Below are 17025 nucleotides of genomic sequence, written 5' to 3' on the forward strand. Positions count from 1 at the left end.
TGTAAGTAATTGTTATGTTTATGTCGAAAAAACTTCAACCATCAAGGTTGAAGTTTTTTGACACATTCTTCATAAATCGTCCGATGTGATTTAGAAAAAGGTAATCTCTCAAAGTCTTCTTTCGATACAATCTTTAGTGTATCTGTTTCTTTAATCGTACTTGTTACTTTTCCATAAAATACAAATACATCCCATGTACGATGCGTAAATGTATGTTGCACGTTCATTGCATATTCATCAATTGAAACAGAAAGAGAAAAATTTTCTTTCATATAATCGCTCAACTGCTGTTTCTGATTTCGAATTCCTTCGCTTATTTCAACATTTGGAAATTCCCACATATTTGCAAGTAATCCTGTACTCGGTCTTTTGTTAATTACATAATTTCCATCCTCTGTCTGCAGCACACCTGCAACGAGTGGCACCATTTTAGGAGCTTTCGCCTTGCTTTTAACCGGCAACTCTTTTTGTACACCTTCTGCATATCCGCGGCAATGGTCTCGAACTGGACAAAGTAAACACGCTGGATTTTTCGGGATACAAATAAGAGCCCCTAATTCCATTAAACCTTGATTGAAATACGATGGATTTTCCTTTGAAATGATTTCACGTACAATCTCTTCAAATACTTTTCGTGTCTTAGGTTTCGCAATATCATCCCACACTGATAATATACGGGATAAAACACGCATGACATTCCCATCTACAGCTGGCTCTGGTATGCCGTATGCAATGCTTAAAATTGCACCTTTTGTATACGGACCAACACCTTTTAACTTTTCAATTTTTTTCACATCATTTGGCACTTTCCCGCCATATACTTCTTGTACTTCTTTCACTGCTGCATGTAAATTCCGCGCTCTAGAATAATAACCAAGACCTTCCCATGCCTTTAATACCTCTTCATCATCGGCAGATGCCAACGCTTCTAATGTTGGGAACTTTCCCATAAAATTTGCGTAATATGGTTTTACAGCTTCTACTCGGGTTTGCTGCAACATAATCTCAGAAACCCAAACACGATACGGATCTTTATTTTTTCGCCATGGTAAATCACGCTGTTCTTTCTCAAACCAACTAATTAAGTCACGTTGAAACTTCTCTATGTTAAAATCATCTAATATTTCAAGTGCCAAACTTGATCCCCCTCATTTTTTTGCATATACGTACTATTATAAAGATTTTAGGAAAAAATTTAAGTAAGATGATATAGGAAATAGAAGGCAAATGCCTTGAGATATCGAATAAAAAGAGTTACATTAATAAAAAACGGAGGTGTGTTTTCATGGACACAGCCACTCACCTTGTTATGGGTGTAACGTTAGGTAGTTTAGCAACATTAGATCCAGCCATTAGTCAGAGTGATTTTGGACCACAAGCTGTTATGCTGGCAACGATTGCTGGCTCCAATATTCCTGATATCGATACCGTCTTAAAATTACGTAATAACGCGAAATATATAAGAAATCATCGTGGAATTACTCATTCCATTCCCGCTGTTATTCTTTGGTCTTTCCTTGTAAGTGGAATTTCCTTTGCCTTCTTTACAGAATCACCCTATCTTCATCTACTACTTTGGTCGTTTATTGCCGTCTTTCTTCACGTATTTGTTGATATTTTTAATGCATATGGCACGCAAGCGTTACGCCCTTTTACTAAAAAATGGGTCGCATTAGGTGTAATTAATACATTCGATGCTGTCATTTTCTTTATCCACATACTCGCTATTGCTTGCATGCTCGTTGGCTCTCATAAAGGATATACTGCTCTAGCTGCATATATTTTAATGTTTGTCTACTATGTTGGTCGGATTGTAATGAGACAAAATGTAAAAAGTGTCGTTTACAAACGATTCGAAAATGTAGAGGAGGTCATCATTTCTCCCTCCTATCGCTTTTATCATTATCATTTGGCAATTACTACAAAAGACAAATACTATGTTGCCCGTTGGCACCGCGGCCATATTATGGTGCATGATAAATTTGATCGTATCCCACTTCCGGATAATAAAATTATGCGAGCTGCACAGAAGGATGAAAACATTTCTGCATTTTTATCTTTTTCACCTGTATATCGTTGGGATGTTTTTGATTACGACAACTATTGTGAAGTACGTTTTATCGATTTGCGCTACCGAAGTAAAGACTATTATCCATTCGTTGCAATCGTCCAGTTGGATCGAAATTTAAATATTATTAGTTCCTATACTGGATGGATTTTTAGTGAAGAAAAGCTACGCAAAAAATTAGAATTGATTCCTCATTAAGAAAAGCGACCAAAGTTGGTCGCTTTTCTTAATGTTTTAAATGATCGTCTTGATTAATTAAATGACTATATTTCGGATTATTCGTGCGGATTTCATGAAGACGCTCACCGTGGTTATTAATCCATGTTCTTACAATTTGTTCTGTCATTTCTTCACCTTGATAACGCCCAGATTTTGCATATGTTCCTTGGAAGTCCTCCCATAATAATTCAACCCATGCACGCGCTTGAGCGTAAGAAAGAAAACCATTTTTTCCAAGTAATTCTTTCGTTAATGTTTCATGAATATCATTCATATTTATTCTCTCCTTTTATTCATTTCTTCTTTTATTTCTAAAGGATATTTTCTTCTATTTTGCACATTCTATAAATGATACTTCTTAGCAAGTATCATCTTATAATGAGGGGGCGTTTTTCTTGGGTAGACAAGCCGAATTTTGGTCTGAATCAAAAAACAACAGCAAAATCGATGGTCCAACGAAAGCAAAAGCACGTTTTGCTTCGAAAAGACCTAACGGCACAATTAACACGCACCCACAAGAACGTATGCGTGCCGCAAATCAGCAGGAAGAGTAATACAAAAATACATTAACTTCCTACATGAGGTGATAAAGATGAGCTACCGTAATCATTTAGATCGTCGTTCTGAATTATTCAACCCTACCTGGGCACGTCCAAAACATGCAAAAGCGCAAGTAAATGGACAGACGCAACAAACCCAGTCTCTCATTATTTTGGCAAACGAGATGAGAAAACGCCAAATTTAACCGCCTATCTCCTTTAACAACTACGAAAAATAAAAACCAGAGCAGCAAAGGCTCTCTGGTTTTTATTTCTCTTGTAATAGTGAAATAGGAATACCAATTTCCTCTGTTTCATTTTGTTTATGTCCCCAGGCAAATACTCCATTGAAATACGTAATTGTAAATGACACACCCGGTTCCTCTATAAGTTCATACGTTTCCCCAACCTGAAATGCATTTATATCTGTCATATAAGCACGAGCCATTGCCATTTTTCTCATTAATACATCAAACTCATTTACTATACCGAGCTGTTCTGCCTTAACAGCCTGTTCTTTTAAAATGCCAATTTCCTCTCGTAGTTCATGCGGTGTCATCTCACTATAACGTCTTGGCATACTCATCATATTCTCTCATCCCTCTTCACGTTTCGTTTGTAAAAATCCCTCTATCTCATCAATAGAAAATCCTTTTCGATACAATGCTTGTTTCATCTTATTTTCATATGTCCATCCATCATGCTTTTTATACTTCTCATGATACTTATTTCCATGATATAACAACGCTTCTTGTTGTTGCGTTTCATCCTTGTCCTCTTTTAATTCTTCTAAACAAATTTGAATCACATCACGATTATATCCTTTACGGACTAACATCTCATCTAACTTTTGTTTCATTTGTAAAAAAGAATGCCTTTGATATGACTTTTTCTTTTTTTCTACAAGCTCAAAGGCATTTTCAATTTGCTTCTCTTTCGGATATTCTTGTAAACTATGAGTAATAATTATATCTTGGACACCTTTACCAAGAAGCTCCCGTCTAATAATAGTTGGTCCTTTTTGATTCACGTTACTATGAGTTCGCACATACGAAATGGCGTACTCTTTATCATTAATATAGCGATCATGTAATAATTTCGAAATAACTTCAGAGATGATGGCTTGTCCCATTTCTTTTTTTCGTAAGTATTCTTCTACTTCCTGTTTTGTTCGCATTTGATAGGATAAATAAGAAATTGCTTGCAAATACGCTTTTTGCACTTCTTCATTGTATAAAATATTTGCTAACTCTACTTCATCAATTTCTATCCCCTTTTGCAAACCATGCTTGATTAAGATTACTTGATTCACACTAAATCCGTATTCTTCCCCTTGCCCTTTATCAATATAAATATTAAATCGTTCTTTCGTTCTTTTTTGTACTTCTATTTTTGTAATGACAGCCATATTCTTCACCTCGCTACTATTTTAACATAGTTGCGGAACAATTTTGCTTTTCGTGAATATATATAATGAGGAGGAAATTCAGTTGAAAATCGCAATTTCTGGAGGAACTGGCTTTATCGGTAAAGCATTAGCTAATTTTTTTGACCTACAAGGGCATACAGTTTATATTCTCACCCGAAATAAAAGAGAGAATCCTCTCAATTCTAACATTCACTATATACAGTGGGATACGCACTCTCATGACTTCCCCCTCACTTATATTGATGTTGTTGTAAATCTAGCTGGAGAATCTATTAACAATGGTCGCTGGACAAAAAAACAGAAAAAACACATTATAGCAAGTCGCCTTCATACAACAAGTAGTCTCATTAAGCAATTACAAACTTTACAAAAGAAACCTCATACTTTTATTAACGCTAGCGCAATTGGCTATTACGGTACATCGGAAACAAAAACCTTTACAGAACAGTACAAAGAAAGTGGTAGTGATTTTTTAGCGACTACAGTAAAACAATGGGAAGAGGCCGCATCTAACGCCACTTCTCTTGGAATGCGAACAATCTATACACGCTTTGGAATTGTTTTAGGAAAAGATGGTGGTGCCCTTCCTAAAATGTTACTACCTTACAAATTATTTATTGGTGGAACAATTGGTTCAGGGAATCAATGGCTATCTTGGATTCATCTAGATGATGTCATTCGCATGATTGATTTTGCAATACACACAAAAGAAATAGAAGGCCCGCTTAATATTACAGCTCCAAATCCTACAACAATGCAAGAGTTTGGAAAGATGCTTTCACTGGTCATGCATCGCCCACATTGGCTTCCCGTTCCAGCCGTTGCACTACATGCTTTACTTGGAGAAATGAGTATGCTTGTATTACAAGGGCAACATGTATTGCCTGAAAAAGCACTACAAAATGGATTTCAATATTCTTTCCCCACATTAAAGCATGCATTACAAAATCTTATATCGCATACAATGTAGTACTTCCGAAATAAACTTTTCGAATTGTTCCTTTTGCTAGTCTAAGGACTATCAGCCAATGGAAATGAGGTACCTATGAAAACCCTATTTAAGCAAGCCATTGTATATCCCATTACTTCTTCTAAATTTCAAGGAGATGTATTGGTTAAACACAATAAAATCGCCGCGATAAAGTCGCATATTGAGCCAACTCAAGATATGACTGTTATTGATGCAAGAGCACTTCACCTTTTACCAGGATTTATCGATGTCCATACTCATCTTGGTCTATATGATGAAGGAACTGGATGGGCCGGAAATGATGCAAATGAAACATCGGAAGTATTAACACCTCATATTCGCTCTTTAGATGGCATACATCCTTTTGATATCGCATTTCAAGATGCGGTTCAAAATGGGGTTACAACTGTTCACGTTATGCCTGGAAGTCAAAATATTATTGGTGGGACGACATGTGTAATTAAAACTGCCGGAACTTGTATCGATCATATGATTATCCAAGAACCTGCAGGATTAAAAATTGCATTTGGAGAAAATCCAAAACGAGTTCATAGTAATGGCTCAAAAGAATCCATTACTCGTATGGGGATTATGGGGTTACTTCGTGAATCTTTTTACGAAGCACAACATTATGGAAACGAAGCAGATTTTCGAATGCTACCGATTCTAAAAGCACTTCGGCGAGAAATTCCAGTACGTATCCATGCCCATCGTGCCGATGATATTAGTTCTGCTCTGCGCTTTGCAACAGAATTTAATCTTGATTTAAGGATTGAACATTGTACGGAAGGACATTTCATTGTAAATGAGCTTGCCAAACATAATTTAAAAGTTTCAGTAGGCCCGACTCTGACACGTCGCTCGAAAATTGAACTAAAAAATAAATCATGGAGTACGTATCATATTTTATCCAAGCATGGGATAGAGGTTTCTATTACAACAGACCATCCCTATACTCCAATTCAGTACTTAAATGTTTGCGCAGCAATCGCCGTCAGAGAAGGATTAGATGAAAAAATAGCATTAGAAGGAATTACAATCATCCCTGCCCGAAACTTACGTTTAGAGGACAGAATCGGAAGTATTGAGCCTGGAAAAGATGCCGATCTTGTACTATGGACACACCATCCATTTCATTATTTAGCCAAGCCCGTACTGACCATGATTGATGGAAAAATAATTTACAAAAAAAATAAAAAAAACTAGTTTATTTTTTTGACTAGATAAAGTATTATACGATTATAAACTGAATGAAACCATAATCAATTTGTGTCGTGATGATTCATTTCAAATTGATGAATGGGGAAGGCAAATGGTGCGCCACCAGCGTTATAGACTGGTTCTAGTGGGTTCGATTCCCACCCCGAAATTTTTTTAAGATTGATATAAAAATTTCGAGGGTGGGGTGTTTTTTCGTCATGCTACCCTCATTTGAGGAGGAGTTAGTATGTTAAAAAAACGCGACTTACACGACAGCCACGTTCTATACGATTTAATGGTGGATCCAGCTGTCTTCCCTTTTGTGCGTCAAAAGGCTTATTCATATGAAGAATTTCTATTTTTAACAAAACAAACAATTGAAGCAGAGGAACGTGGTGAATTGATCTCACGTACCATTTTAGATGAATGGGGAAATCCTATCGGTACGATTACTTTATTTGATGTGCAAGAAAAGGCTGGTTTTCTTGGTACATGGCTTGGAAAACCTTATCACGGCCAAGGTTATAATAAATTAGCAAAAGATGCCTTTTTCAGCGAGCTTTTCTATGAACTAGATATTGAAACAATCTTTATGCGTATTCGTAAAGTAAATATTCGTTCTATGAAAGCTGCTGAAAAACTATCATATGTAAACCTAGCAAACGAAACTAGAAAAGCGGTTTATGATCAAATTAACGCAAATGAGGAAGTATACAATCTATACGAAATTGTTAAAGATCAATATACACTTGCTACAATGCGTGATACTACATTCCAAGATACACATCATTTAAAAGAAGCTTGATTCTTACATGTTAATCTCTCAATGTGGGTTTATATAACTATAAAATGAAGATACTTGTTTATTATGTATATCTCTTCGTGTCATTGGAAACGATAGGTAGTAACGTTATGACACGAGGTGAACGATAATGGAAAAAAAGAAACGTGAAAAAGCAAGAAATACATTAAATAGTACGCAAGAGGTTCTTTATCAGCGCGAGTTTCGCAAAGCAGATCGCGCAGCAGGGTATCGTCCTAAAGGTGTGTAATTATAACGTAAAGATGTACTCCTTATAATATAAGGAGTATTTTTTGTGGAAAACTTTATCCACAGAACTGATAGAATTGTGCATAAATTCAATAAATTTTTCCGATTACTAGCAAATTAATCACATACATCATGTGTAGTTTGTGGATAATTTTTCTGAAAATTGTGGACAATGTGGATATCATTGTTAATATTCCGACTTTACCGTATATTGAAACCGCATTCTCTTGTGGATAACACATAACCTTCTTAATAACTTTTATACTAAATCCTATAAAAACGCAAAAAACCCTCTTTCCAACTACAAAGAGGGTGTCATATTAGGTAAAAGATTGAGCAAGAGCTGGCGATTTGATTGGCATATGATTAGATTGCACATGATTCTCTTCTAAAATTGCATCTACAATATGACCAGCTGGCTCTGGGCGATAAATACTTCCCATCGCTTCTTTCATTTGTCGGAGCTTCCTATCATCTTCTAGTAATGCCTTTGTTTTCGCAAAAATATCCTCATCTTCGCGAATTACAAGCGCAGCTCCTTTATTTTCAAAATATATCGCATTTTCATTTTCTTGCCCTGGTACTGGTTTATATAAAATGACAGGTACTTGTAAAGCTGCTGCTTCACTTAACGTAATGCCCCCTGGTTTTGTAATCATGCAAGAGGTAATACGGAATAACTCATCTATATTTTCTACATAGCCAAATACTTTCAATGCCTCAGGATTTTGTTCCTTGAGTCCTAGTAACTCTTCTTTTAAAGTTTCGTTTTTCCCACAAACAACCGCTACTTGAAGATTAGGGACTGTCATAAATGATTGACATAATTCTTTTACATTCCCTAATACACCGTGAGCACCTGCTACAATAAGTAAAACCTTTTTCTCACGAGATAAATGATATTTACTATATAGGATTTCTGGGTTAATAGTTAATTCAAAGTTTTTACGAATTGGAATCCCAGTTTCTACGATTTGCTCTGAAGGTACACCAATTTCAACCATTACTTGTTTCACATGATCTGTCGCTACAAAATAACGATCTACTTCACGATGAATCCATATTTTGTGTAAACAAAAATCCGTTAACACATTATAAACAGGGATTGAAAAACCTGTTTGCTTTTTCAATTCTGGCACTGCAATAATTGGAAATGTATTAATAACAATATCCGGCTTCTCCGCATGTAATAATGCTTTTAAACGTTTTCTCCCAAAATTCGCATACCACGATGCAATTTTTTTATCGTAAATTTTTTCTACACCATAGTAAAATAAGCGATATAGCTCTTTTCCTATTGTATAGCTTTTTAAGTACAAATATTTTGTAATATCCGTTATAACCGGATGTGACTCTCCAAATAGATCACACACAATCACATCTTCAATTCCTTTTTGATGAAATGTTTGTGCTAATGTTTTTGCTACTTGCACATGACCATTACCGTAATGTGCAGTTAATATTAAAACCTTGGGGTTTTTTATCAAACAAATCCACTCCTAGCTTTTTCGCTTTCCCATATTGCATATACGACAATAGGAAAAACATTTTCCTAAAAAAAATTACATGTTTGGATTCCAACACTTTCATGTTAGCTATGTACCTGTCGTGGATATGCAAAGCATATAAGATTGACCCCTTAATCCTATCTGTGCTCATATCTTTCTATTATACTTTCCTATAAGTGCTTTCGCAATAACTTACAAATGATCATACTTCATGATACTCGCCCTGCTACTTCTTAATTCTTGTTACTATTTAGTTTTCCCTTTACAATTATGTAAATTTATCCCCTTATTTCTTTACAAAAATATGGATATTCCACTTTCAGTATACTCTTTTCTTTAAATATACTCTAGATTTTATTAAAAGAAAGCAAAAAGTCTAATCCAAATGGATTAGACTGCTTGTAAAATATTTTTTGCATTTTGAACATTTTTTTCCGTTGGAGGTTCTACACCTTCAAGAGGATACTTATGTCCAAGTGCTTCCCATTTATATACACCAAGTTTATGATATGGTAAGACTTCTACTTTCTTTACGTTAGAAAGGCTTTGAATGAAATTAGATAATCCCTGCAAATCTTCTTCATTATCCGTAACACCTGGAACTAATACGTGTCTTACCCAAATTGGTTTTTGTTTATCAGATAAATAACGAGCAAATTGTAGAATGTGTTCATTCGTTTTACCAGTTAATTTACGGTGCTTTTTAGGATCAATATGTTTTAAATCTAATAGTACTAAATCTGTATAGTCCATTAGAATATCTAATTTTCTTTGGAACTCTGGTTCTTCAGAATAACATCCTCCAGAAGAATCAATTGTCGTATGAATTCCGGATTCTTTACATTTTTTAAATAATTCAATTAAAAAGTCTAATTGAAGTAATGGCTCTCCGCCACTCACCGTAATGCCACCACCGGAAGCTTCAATAAAAGGAAGGTAACATGTCACATCCTGCATCACTTCTTCAACTGTTATTTCTTTTCCTTTACCGATCTCCCACGTATCAGCATTATGACAATATTGACAGCGTAATAGACACCCTTGTGTAAATATGACATAACGAATTCCTGGGCCATCAACAGTACCACAAGACTCTACAGAATGAATTCTTCCTTTTACCATGTTAACTTCCTCCTCTATTGAAGCAGCCTCCCACTATTTTTATAAAAACAGTGGGAAACTTTTTACTTACATACTTTCGTGCATTGTACGGTTAATTACATCGATTTGTTGTTCACGAGTTAATTTAATGAAGTTCACTGCGTAACCAGATACACGAATTGTTAATTGTGGATATTTTTCAGGATGTTCCATTGCATCCATTAATGTTTCACGGTTAAATACGTTAATATTTAAATGATGTCCTTCTTTCACTGCATATCCATCAAGCATAGATACTAAGTTTTTAACTTGTACATCATCTTCTTTACCAAGCGCTTTTGGAATAATTGAGAATGTATTAGAAATACCATCTTGTGCATCTTCATATGGTAATTTTGCAACAGATAATAGTGATGCTAATGCACCTTTGGTATCGCGTCCATGCATTGGGTTTGCACCTGGCGCAAATGGTTCACCAGTACGACGACCGTCTGGAGTGTTACCAGTTTTCTTACCGTATACAACGTTAGATGTAATCGTTAAGATTGACATTGTATGAACAGAATTACGGTATGTTTTATGTTTACGAAGCTTGTTCATAAATGTTTTCACAAGATTTACTGCAATTTCATCTACGCGATCATCATTGTTACCGTATTTAGGGAAATCACCTTCGATTTCGAAGTCAACTGCAATACCATTTTCATCACGAATTGGTTTTACTTTTGCGTATTTAATTGCACTTAAAGAGTCAGCTACTACAGATAATCCAGCGATACCTGTTGCCATTGTACGAAGAACATTTGTATCATGAAGTGCCATTTCAATACGCTCATAGCTATATTTATCGTGCATATAATGAATAACATTTAATGTGTTTAAATAAAGGCCAGCTAGCCATTCCATTGTCATATCAAATTTACGCATAACTTCTTCATAATCTAATACTTCAGAAGTGATAGGTGCAAATTCAGGCCCAATTTGTTCTTTTGATTTTTCATCTATACCGCCATTAATTGCATATAATAGTGTCTTAGCTAAGTTTGCACGAGCTCCGAAGAACTGCATTTGCTTACCAATTCTCATTGCAGACACACAACAAGCAATACCGTAGTCATCGCCATAGTCTGCACGCATAATGTCATCATTTTCATATTGAATTGCAGATGTTTTAATAGACATTTTCGCACAGTAGTTTTTAAAGTTCTGTGGTAATTGTTTAGACCAAAGAACTGTTAAGTTTGGCTCTGGAGCTGGTCCTAAGTTATCTAATGTGTGCAAGAAACGGAATGAGTTTTTCGTTACTAATGGACGACCATCAAGGGCAATACCACCGATAGATTCAGTTACCCAAGTTGGATCACCAGAGAACAATTCATTGTAATCAGGTGTTCTTGCAAATTTCACAAGACGTAATTTCATAATGAAGTGATCAACAATCTCTTGTGCCGCTTCTTCAGTTAATGTACCATTTTCAAGATCTCTTTCAATGAAGATATCTAAGAATGTTGAAGTACGTCCAAGGCTCATTGCTGCCCCGTTTTGTTCTTTAATTGCTGCAAGATAAGCGAAGTATAACCATTGGAATGCTTCTTGTGCATTTGTTGCTGGTTTAGAAATATCAAAACCGTGAGAAGCTGCCATTTGTTTTAATTCTTGCAGTGCACGCATTTGCTCAGATAGCTCTTCGCGTAAACGCATTGTATCTTCGCTCATTACACCACCAGTTAAATTTAAATCTTCTTTTTTCGCTTCGATTAAACGATCAACACCATATAATGCTACGCGGCGATAGTCACCAATAATACGTCCACGGCCATATGCATCTGGAAGACCTGTAATAACACCAGATTTACGAGCTGCTCTCATTTCAGGAGTATAAGCATCGAATACACCTTGGTTATGTGTTTTACGCCAGTCTCTGAAAATACGGCTTAATTCTTTGTCCATTTCATATCCATAAGATTCACAAGCCTGCTCTGCCATACGAATACCACCATAAGGTTGTAAAGAGCGCTTAAATGGCTTATCTGTTTGGAAACCAACTACTTTTTCAGTATCTTTATTTAAATATCCAGGACCATGAGATGTAATAGAAGAAACAATGCTTGTATCCATATCAAGTACGCCACCATTGTCACGTTCTTGTTTTGTTAAATCCATTACTTGATCCCAAAGTTGTTTCGTTGCTTCTGTTGCTTCCGCTAAGAAAGATTCGTCTCCTTCGAAAACGTTTACATTATTTAAAATGAAATCGCGAACATCAATCTCTGCTTTCCACTTTTCACCTTTAAAGTTCGTCCATGCGTTTTTTACATTTTCTATTACTTGAGTCATCCTAATCTCCTCCATTTTTGATTAGTACAGGACTAAGATTTTTTATATAACAGCTTACACATTTAGAATACTACTTTTTTGAAAAAACGAACGAGATAGTTGTGACACCTTTGTGAATTGTTGAGCAAACTACTATATGCATAGTGTTAACTTTAATTTAAACTCTTTTAAATTAAGACTTTCCTTAATTGTATTTTTTTGGTATCCTTATAAATGAATCCTATTCTGTGGTATAAAGAGTCATACCCATTTTAAACTGTAATACCCTTATCTCTTATTCTGTTATAGTTTTTCTACAACAGAATAGAAAAAAGTGTACCTATTTGGTACACTTTTTTTCATAATGAATTGAATCTACCCTCTAATTAGATCGCGGCACAATTTACACCGAAGAAAATCACATCTCGGAAGTTCTTTAATTTTTCAACGTTATAATTGCAGCTCCAGCATAATATGCAGCTGTTTGTAATTCTGCATGCTCTGCTACAGATACTGTAACAAGTGATCCACCACCTGCAGAGAAATATTGAACCGCCTCTAATGGAATTCCATCCTCTTTCACATCGATGTAAGTACCATCTTGCCACTTTCCTTTTTGCAATGTACCAGATAAGTCTCCAGTGACTTTCCCAATTTCTTTTCCTTCAGCTGATAAAAAGCTCCATTCCCATTTTGTTAAGCTTAACAACTGATTTAATTCACCAATTCTCTCTCCCATTATGCTATAAAATGCATATGAATTCCGTACCCCTCTTTTCTTCTTGATTATTAACAGCTCTTTTCCCAATTCATTAAATAAAATTGTTGCTCATATATTCCTTTAAGGAAAAAGGATAAGATACCTTTCCATATCATTTGAATCTGGGAATCATATTTTTCTTTGAGCATCCCCATTGTATTTCCATCTAATCCAAAGTATGTAACTGTCGTAAATAAACCTGTCTCTCTACGAACGACAAATCTCCGCTGCTCCAGCAATAGAGAGATTTCTTTATCTTGAATGATCCTTTCTATCTTTTTAGCCCTACCTCTTTCTATCAAACTATAAATCAGTAACATACATGCTGGTAGCACGATACTTATTAATTTTAGGTTATCCTTTTCCGAACTAAAGAGTGTTCCTTTTCGATATTCCACTACAAATCCAATCGCAATAATAATCCATACAATAATAGCTAAAAATAATGTCCGCTTTGCATTACGCGCATGATGCTTATGAATACTCATAACAGCCCCCTTTTTCCATTTTTTTCATTATCTCAATAAATATGGCCTTTCTCAACTTACATAAAAAAGACTACCTCAAAAGATAGTCTTTTACACTTCAATATGCTGCAACATCGTATAAATATCATTATTAACCGTACCGAACGATTTAATGTTATTTTGAATATTAGATAATAAAATAACATACACATTACCACTTCTACTAAATCCATTTAAACAATTCCATCCTGGCATTACCCCATGATTAGAATAACTTCCTGGATTGACATACCATCCAAATCCATAATCTTTTTTAAATGCTGTAAACATTTGATTGTAGCTTTCTTTGGATATTAACTTTCCCGAAAATAGCGCTTCATTAAATAAATATAAATCATTTGCGCTCGTATATATATCACCATTTCCATATAACTGCGACATACTCGGCATGGCAGGTACTGTCATATTATTTTTTACGATTTTGTAACCCGTAGAAGGATACTTTGTCTTCTCTAATTCCGTACCAAAACCTGAATTTTTCATACCTACCACATCAAAAATATGCTGCTTTATATATTCTTCTAGCGGTTGCCCACTAATTTTCTCAACGATGTAACCAAGTATGGTATAGTTTGAATCTGAATACTTCCATTTTTCACCTGGATTAAATAAATGTTTTTGCTGTCCAATTCGCTTCAATAATTCCTCATGGGAGATATCATCTTTTCCCGCTTCATATTCAGGAATTCCAGATGTGTGTGTCAATAGATGAATCAACTTAACTTCGCTACCTCTTGGGAAATCAGGAATATACTTTGCTATTGTATCTTCTATTTGAAGTTTATTTTGATCTTTGAGTTGCATAATTGCTGTTGCTACAAATGCCTTTGAAATCGAACCAATGTAAAAAGTGGTTTCAGAATTATTCGGTATATTTTTTTCTCGATTTGCCAACCCATACCCTTTATTTAAAAGTACTTTTCCATTTTTCACGACAACTGCCGTCCCACTAAAACTCTTATTCTTTAAGTACTCGTCTAACTCTGCATTTACATTAATTTCTTGTGGTGGTCCTTCGGCAGGTTGTTCCGCTGCTATGGCTTGCTGTGGCTCTTCTGGAGGCTGCTCTACTTGTTTTTGTACCGCTTCTTTCTTTACTTCTGCTGTTTCCCTTAACACATTTTCTTTTTTATTATGTACAGTAATTTGGGCATATCCAAAATACACAAGCGAAACCAATACAATAAAAATGACCGTTCTTTTTATATATGTAACCGGTCTACGAGCTTTCATACTCCTACGCGATCTCATACTGCCACTATCTTTTTCTTCATTCATAATTCTTTCTTTCCCCTTGTTTACCAATAATGTAATCCTTTTATACAAAAATATACCTTCCAGCTTCTCCTAAGTAATGGAAAAAAATTCGCATACAATCCTTACTGTATCATGCGACGAACGTATTACCAACCAATATGCACAAAAAAGAAAAAGAAAATTTTTAAAAGTAAGATTCACATTAAGGTGCCCCACGTCCCCCCTTTACTTCCGCTGAATTTTGAAACAAAAATCTTACTAACCATCCGTGATAAAGTGAAACTTTAATCAGCCCACACCAATCGGGNNCGTCCGAGGGGGCGAAACGGCCGCAAATTCTAGCCGCTAGAGCTGGACCTCATTTCTCTCTGAATCTTGAGTCGGGGGTCTTACTGCCCGTTAATGCGGGATAAAATCCCTAAAAAAAAAGAGGATATCCTCCAAAAGATCCATTTTATCGATCTTTTGGAATATCCTCTTTCACAATTATTTATACATGTTTTTTCATATCATCAGCTACAGATTCAACGTTTGTACCTACGATAACCTGTACACTTGTATTACTTAATTTCATAACACCTTTTGCGCCAGCACGTTTTAATGCTGGTTCATTTACTAAGTTTGCATCTTTCACTTGTAGGCGTAGACGCGTTGCACAGTTATCAATAACTGTTAAGTTGTCTTTTCCACCTAATGCCGCGACATAAGTTTCACCGATAGAACCTGCAACTGGTGCATCTCCTTCTTCAGCTAACTCATCGTCATCTTCACGACCTGGCGTTTTTAAGTTAAATTTCTTAATTAAGAAATAGAATACTACGAAGTAAATTGCCGCATAGATTAAACCAATTCCTGCTAATAATAACGGTTTTGTTGCAATACCAAAGTTTAAAACGTAATCAATTGCGCCGGCACTAAATGAGAAACCATCGTGAATGCCCAGCGTTGTTGTTACAAATAATGAAATACCTGTTAATACAGCATGGATACCATATAATACTGGTGATAAGAACATGAATGAGAATTCAATTGGTTCTGTAATACCAGTTAAGAATGATGTTAAAGCAAGACCACCTAACATCCCTGTAACCATTTTACGTTTTTCTGGTTTCGCAGCTGCAATCATTGCAAAACATGCTGCTGGTAAACCGAACATCATGATTGGGAAGAAACCAGTCATAAACATACCAGCTGATGGGTCTTGTGCAAAGAAGCGTGCAATATCACCATGAACAATGTCACCTGCTGCATTTGTAAAGTCACCAAGTACAAACCAGAAGTATGTGTTCATTACATGGTGGAGACCAATTGGAATTAATAGACGGTTTAATAAACCAAATAACCCTGCACCGATTGCATCTAAGTTTACAATGCCGTGCGCTACTGTATCAATACCACTTTGGATTGTTGGCCAGATTTGACCAAATAATAATCCTAAAAGAAGCATAACAATAGACGTAATAATTGGAACAAAACGTTTTCCTGCGAAGAACCCTAACCATTCTGGTAATTTAATCTTATAGAATTTGTTATATAGTAAGCCAGCGACAACCCCAGCAATAATACCGCCCAGTATGGCCATATTTATTTTAGGTGTTAGCGCTGCTGCTTTTGAAACTTTTGTCATTGTATCTGCTAACTTACTTGGATCAACTGAACCTAATAAGTCTTGAACACCTTTTAATTTATCATTTAATTCCGCTGTTGAATAACCAACACTTAAAGTATCAGTTGTATTCTTCATAACTAAGTAACCAATTGCACCTGCAAGACCTGCGGCACCACTACCATCAACAGACAAACCGATTGCAACACCAATTGCAAAAATAAGTGCTAAATTATCAAAAATTGCTGCACCGGCCTGTGCCATAACAGGAATATCAAATACGTCTGGTTGACCTAAACGAAGTAATAAACCTGCTGCTGGTAACACTGCGATTGGAAGCATTAATGCTTTACCAATACGTTGTAAAAACTGCAACATTGTAATTCCTCCTATTCAATTTATGAAATCGTTACCATTATAAATACGTTTAGAAAACGCTTTCTATCACATGATTATAATAACATATAGTTGTAT

16 protein-coding genes and 1 pseudogene are annotated in these 17025 nt (G+C 35.6%); 7 read left to right on the forward strand and 10 right to left on the reverse strand.

Annotation, left to right across the window (positions count from 1 at the left end):
• Positions 1–41: 41 nt before the first annotated feature.
• Positions 42–1136, reverse strand: coding sequence for an A/G-specific adenine glycosylase (mutY, locus tag CN373_RS14815; protein WP_098359608.1), 1095 nt, complete (start codon positions 1134–1136; stop codon positions 42–44).
• 149 nt (positions 1137–1285) lie between these two features.
• Here mutY and CN373_RS14820 point away from each other — a divergent pair, with 149 nt between their 5' ends.
• Positions 1286–2266 carry a metal-dependent hydrolase gene (locus tag CN373_RS14820; RefSeq protein ID WP_000379142.1) on the forward strand — a complete coding sequence of 327 codons (981 nt, stop codon included), beginning with the start codon at positions 1286–1288 and terminating at the stop codon, positions 2264–2266.
• A 28-nt stretch (positions 2267–2294) separates the two neighbouring features.
• Here the strand turns inward: CN373_RS14820 and CN373_RS14825 are convergent, their stop codons facing one another.
• The gene (locus CN373_RS14825) at positions 2295–2561 is read right to left on the reverse strand and encodes a YfhJ family protein (protein WP_000997859.1); all 267 of its coding nucleotides are present in this window, start codon (positions 2559–2561) and stop codon (positions 2295–2297) included.
• A gap of 121 nt (positions 2562–2682) precedes the next feature.
• Between CN373_RS14825 and CN373_RS14830 the strand changes: the two genes are divergently transcribed.
• Both CN373_RS14830 and CN373_RS14835 read left to right on the forward strand, forming a co-directional pair.
• Positions 2683–2841: a small, acid-soluble spore protein K gene (locus CN373_RS14830; protein WP_000533472.1), complete on the forward strand. Its 159-nt coding sequence runs from the start codon at positions 2683–2685 to the stop codon at positions 2839–2841.
• Positions 2842–2879: 38 nt separating this feature from the next.
• On the forward strand, positions 2880–3032 hold the full coding sequence (locus CN373_RS14835; RefSeq protein ID WP_000122139.1) for a YpzG family protein: 153 nt from the start codon (positions 2880–2882) through the stop codon (positions 3030–3032).
• A 62-nt stretch (positions 3033–3094) separates the two neighbouring features.
• On the opposite strand, the gene CN373_RS14840 is transcribed toward CN373_RS14835, so the two are convergent.
• Positions 3095–3412, reverse strand: a complete 318-nt coding sequence (locus CN373_RS14840; RefSeq protein WP_033664612.1) for a YfhH family protein — start codon at positions 3410–3412, stop codon at positions 3095–3097.
• 9 nt (positions 3413–3421) lie between these two features.
• Positions 3422–4234 carry a recombination regulator RecX gene (gene recX, locus CN373_RS14845; protein WP_098359609.1) on the reverse strand — a complete coding sequence of 271 codons (813 nt, stop codon included), beginning with the start codon at positions 4232–4234 and terminating at the stop codon, positions 3422–3424.
• 82 nt (positions 4235–4316) lie between these two features.
• On the opposite strand from recX, the gene CN373_RS14850 reads away from it, so the two are divergent.
• From CN373_RS14850 to CN373_RS14865, 4 genes are all read left to right on the forward strand, one after another.
• Positions 4317–5225, forward strand: coding sequence for a TIGR01777 family oxidoreductase (locus CN373_RS14850; protein WP_000684377.1), 909 nt, complete (start codon positions 4317–4319; stop codon positions 5223–5225).
• A gap of 75 nt (positions 5226–5300) precedes the next feature.
• Positions 5301–6431 carry an amidohydrolase gene (locus CN373_RS14855; RefSeq protein ID WP_000853601.1) on the forward strand — a complete coding sequence of 377 codons (1131 nt, stop codon included), beginning with the start codon at positions 5301–5303 and terminating at the stop codon, positions 6429–6431.
• Between the two features lie 241 nt (positions 6432–6672).
• On the forward strand, positions 6673–7230 hold the full coding sequence (locus tag CN373_RS14860) for a GNAT family N-acetyltransferase (protein ID WP_000914731.1): 558 nt from the start codon (positions 6673–6675) through the stop codon (positions 7228–7230).
• Between the two features lie 127 nt (positions 7231–7357).
• Entirely contained in the window at positions 7358–7477 is a 120-nt protein-coding gene (locus CN373_RS14865) for a YfhE family protein (protein WP_000412298.1), read from the forward strand.
• 319 nt (positions 7478–7796) lie between these two features.
• On the opposite strand, the gene CN373_RS14870 is transcribed toward CN373_RS14865, so the two are convergent.
• The 6 genes and pseudogenes from CN373_RS14870 to nagE form a co-directional block, all read right to left on the reverse strand.
• The gene (locus CN373_RS14870; protein ID WP_000594683.1) at positions 7797–8963 is read right to left on the reverse strand and encodes a diglucosyl diacylglycerol synthase; all 1167 of its coding nucleotides are present in this window, start codon (positions 8961–8963) and stop codon (positions 7797–7799) included.
• Positions 8964–9374: 411 nt separating this feature from the next.
• Complete coding sequence (gene pflA, locus CN373_RS14875) at positions 9375–10106, reverse strand: pyruvate formate-lyase-activating protein (RefSeq protein WP_000238482.1); 732 nt, start codon at positions 10104–10106, stop codon at positions 9375–9377.
• Between the two features lie 66 nt (positions 10107–10172).
• The gene (pflB, locus tag CN373_RS14880) at positions 10173–12422 is read right to left on the reverse strand and encodes a formate C-acetyltransferase (RefSeq protein ID WP_000195440.1); all 2250 of its coding nucleotides are present in this window, start codon (positions 12420–12422) and stop codon (positions 10173–10175) included.
• Positions 12423–12837: 415 nt separating this feature from the next.
• Positions 12838–13649, reverse strand: a pseudogene (locus CN373_RS14885) (sugar ABC transporter ATP-binding protein).
• A gap of 90 nt (positions 13650–13739) precedes the next feature.
• Positions 13740–14966, reverse strand: coding sequence for a serine hydrolase (locus tag CN373_RS14890; protein WP_001001354.1), 1227 nt, complete (start codon positions 14964–14966; stop codon positions 13740–13742).
• Between the two features lie 469 nt (positions 14967–15435).
• Positions 15436–16929, reverse strand: a complete 1494-nt coding sequence (gene nagE, locus CN373_RS14895) for an N-acetylglucosamine-specific PTS transporter subunit IIBC (RefSeq protein WP_000938890.1) — start codon at positions 16927–16929, stop codon at positions 15436–15438.
• Positions 16930–17025: the final 96 nt, after the last annotated feature.

This window comes from Bacillus cereus, assembly GCF_002561295.1.
GTDB lineage: Bacteria > Bacillota > Bacilli > Bacillales > Bacillaceae_G > Bacillus_A > Bacillus_A cereus_S.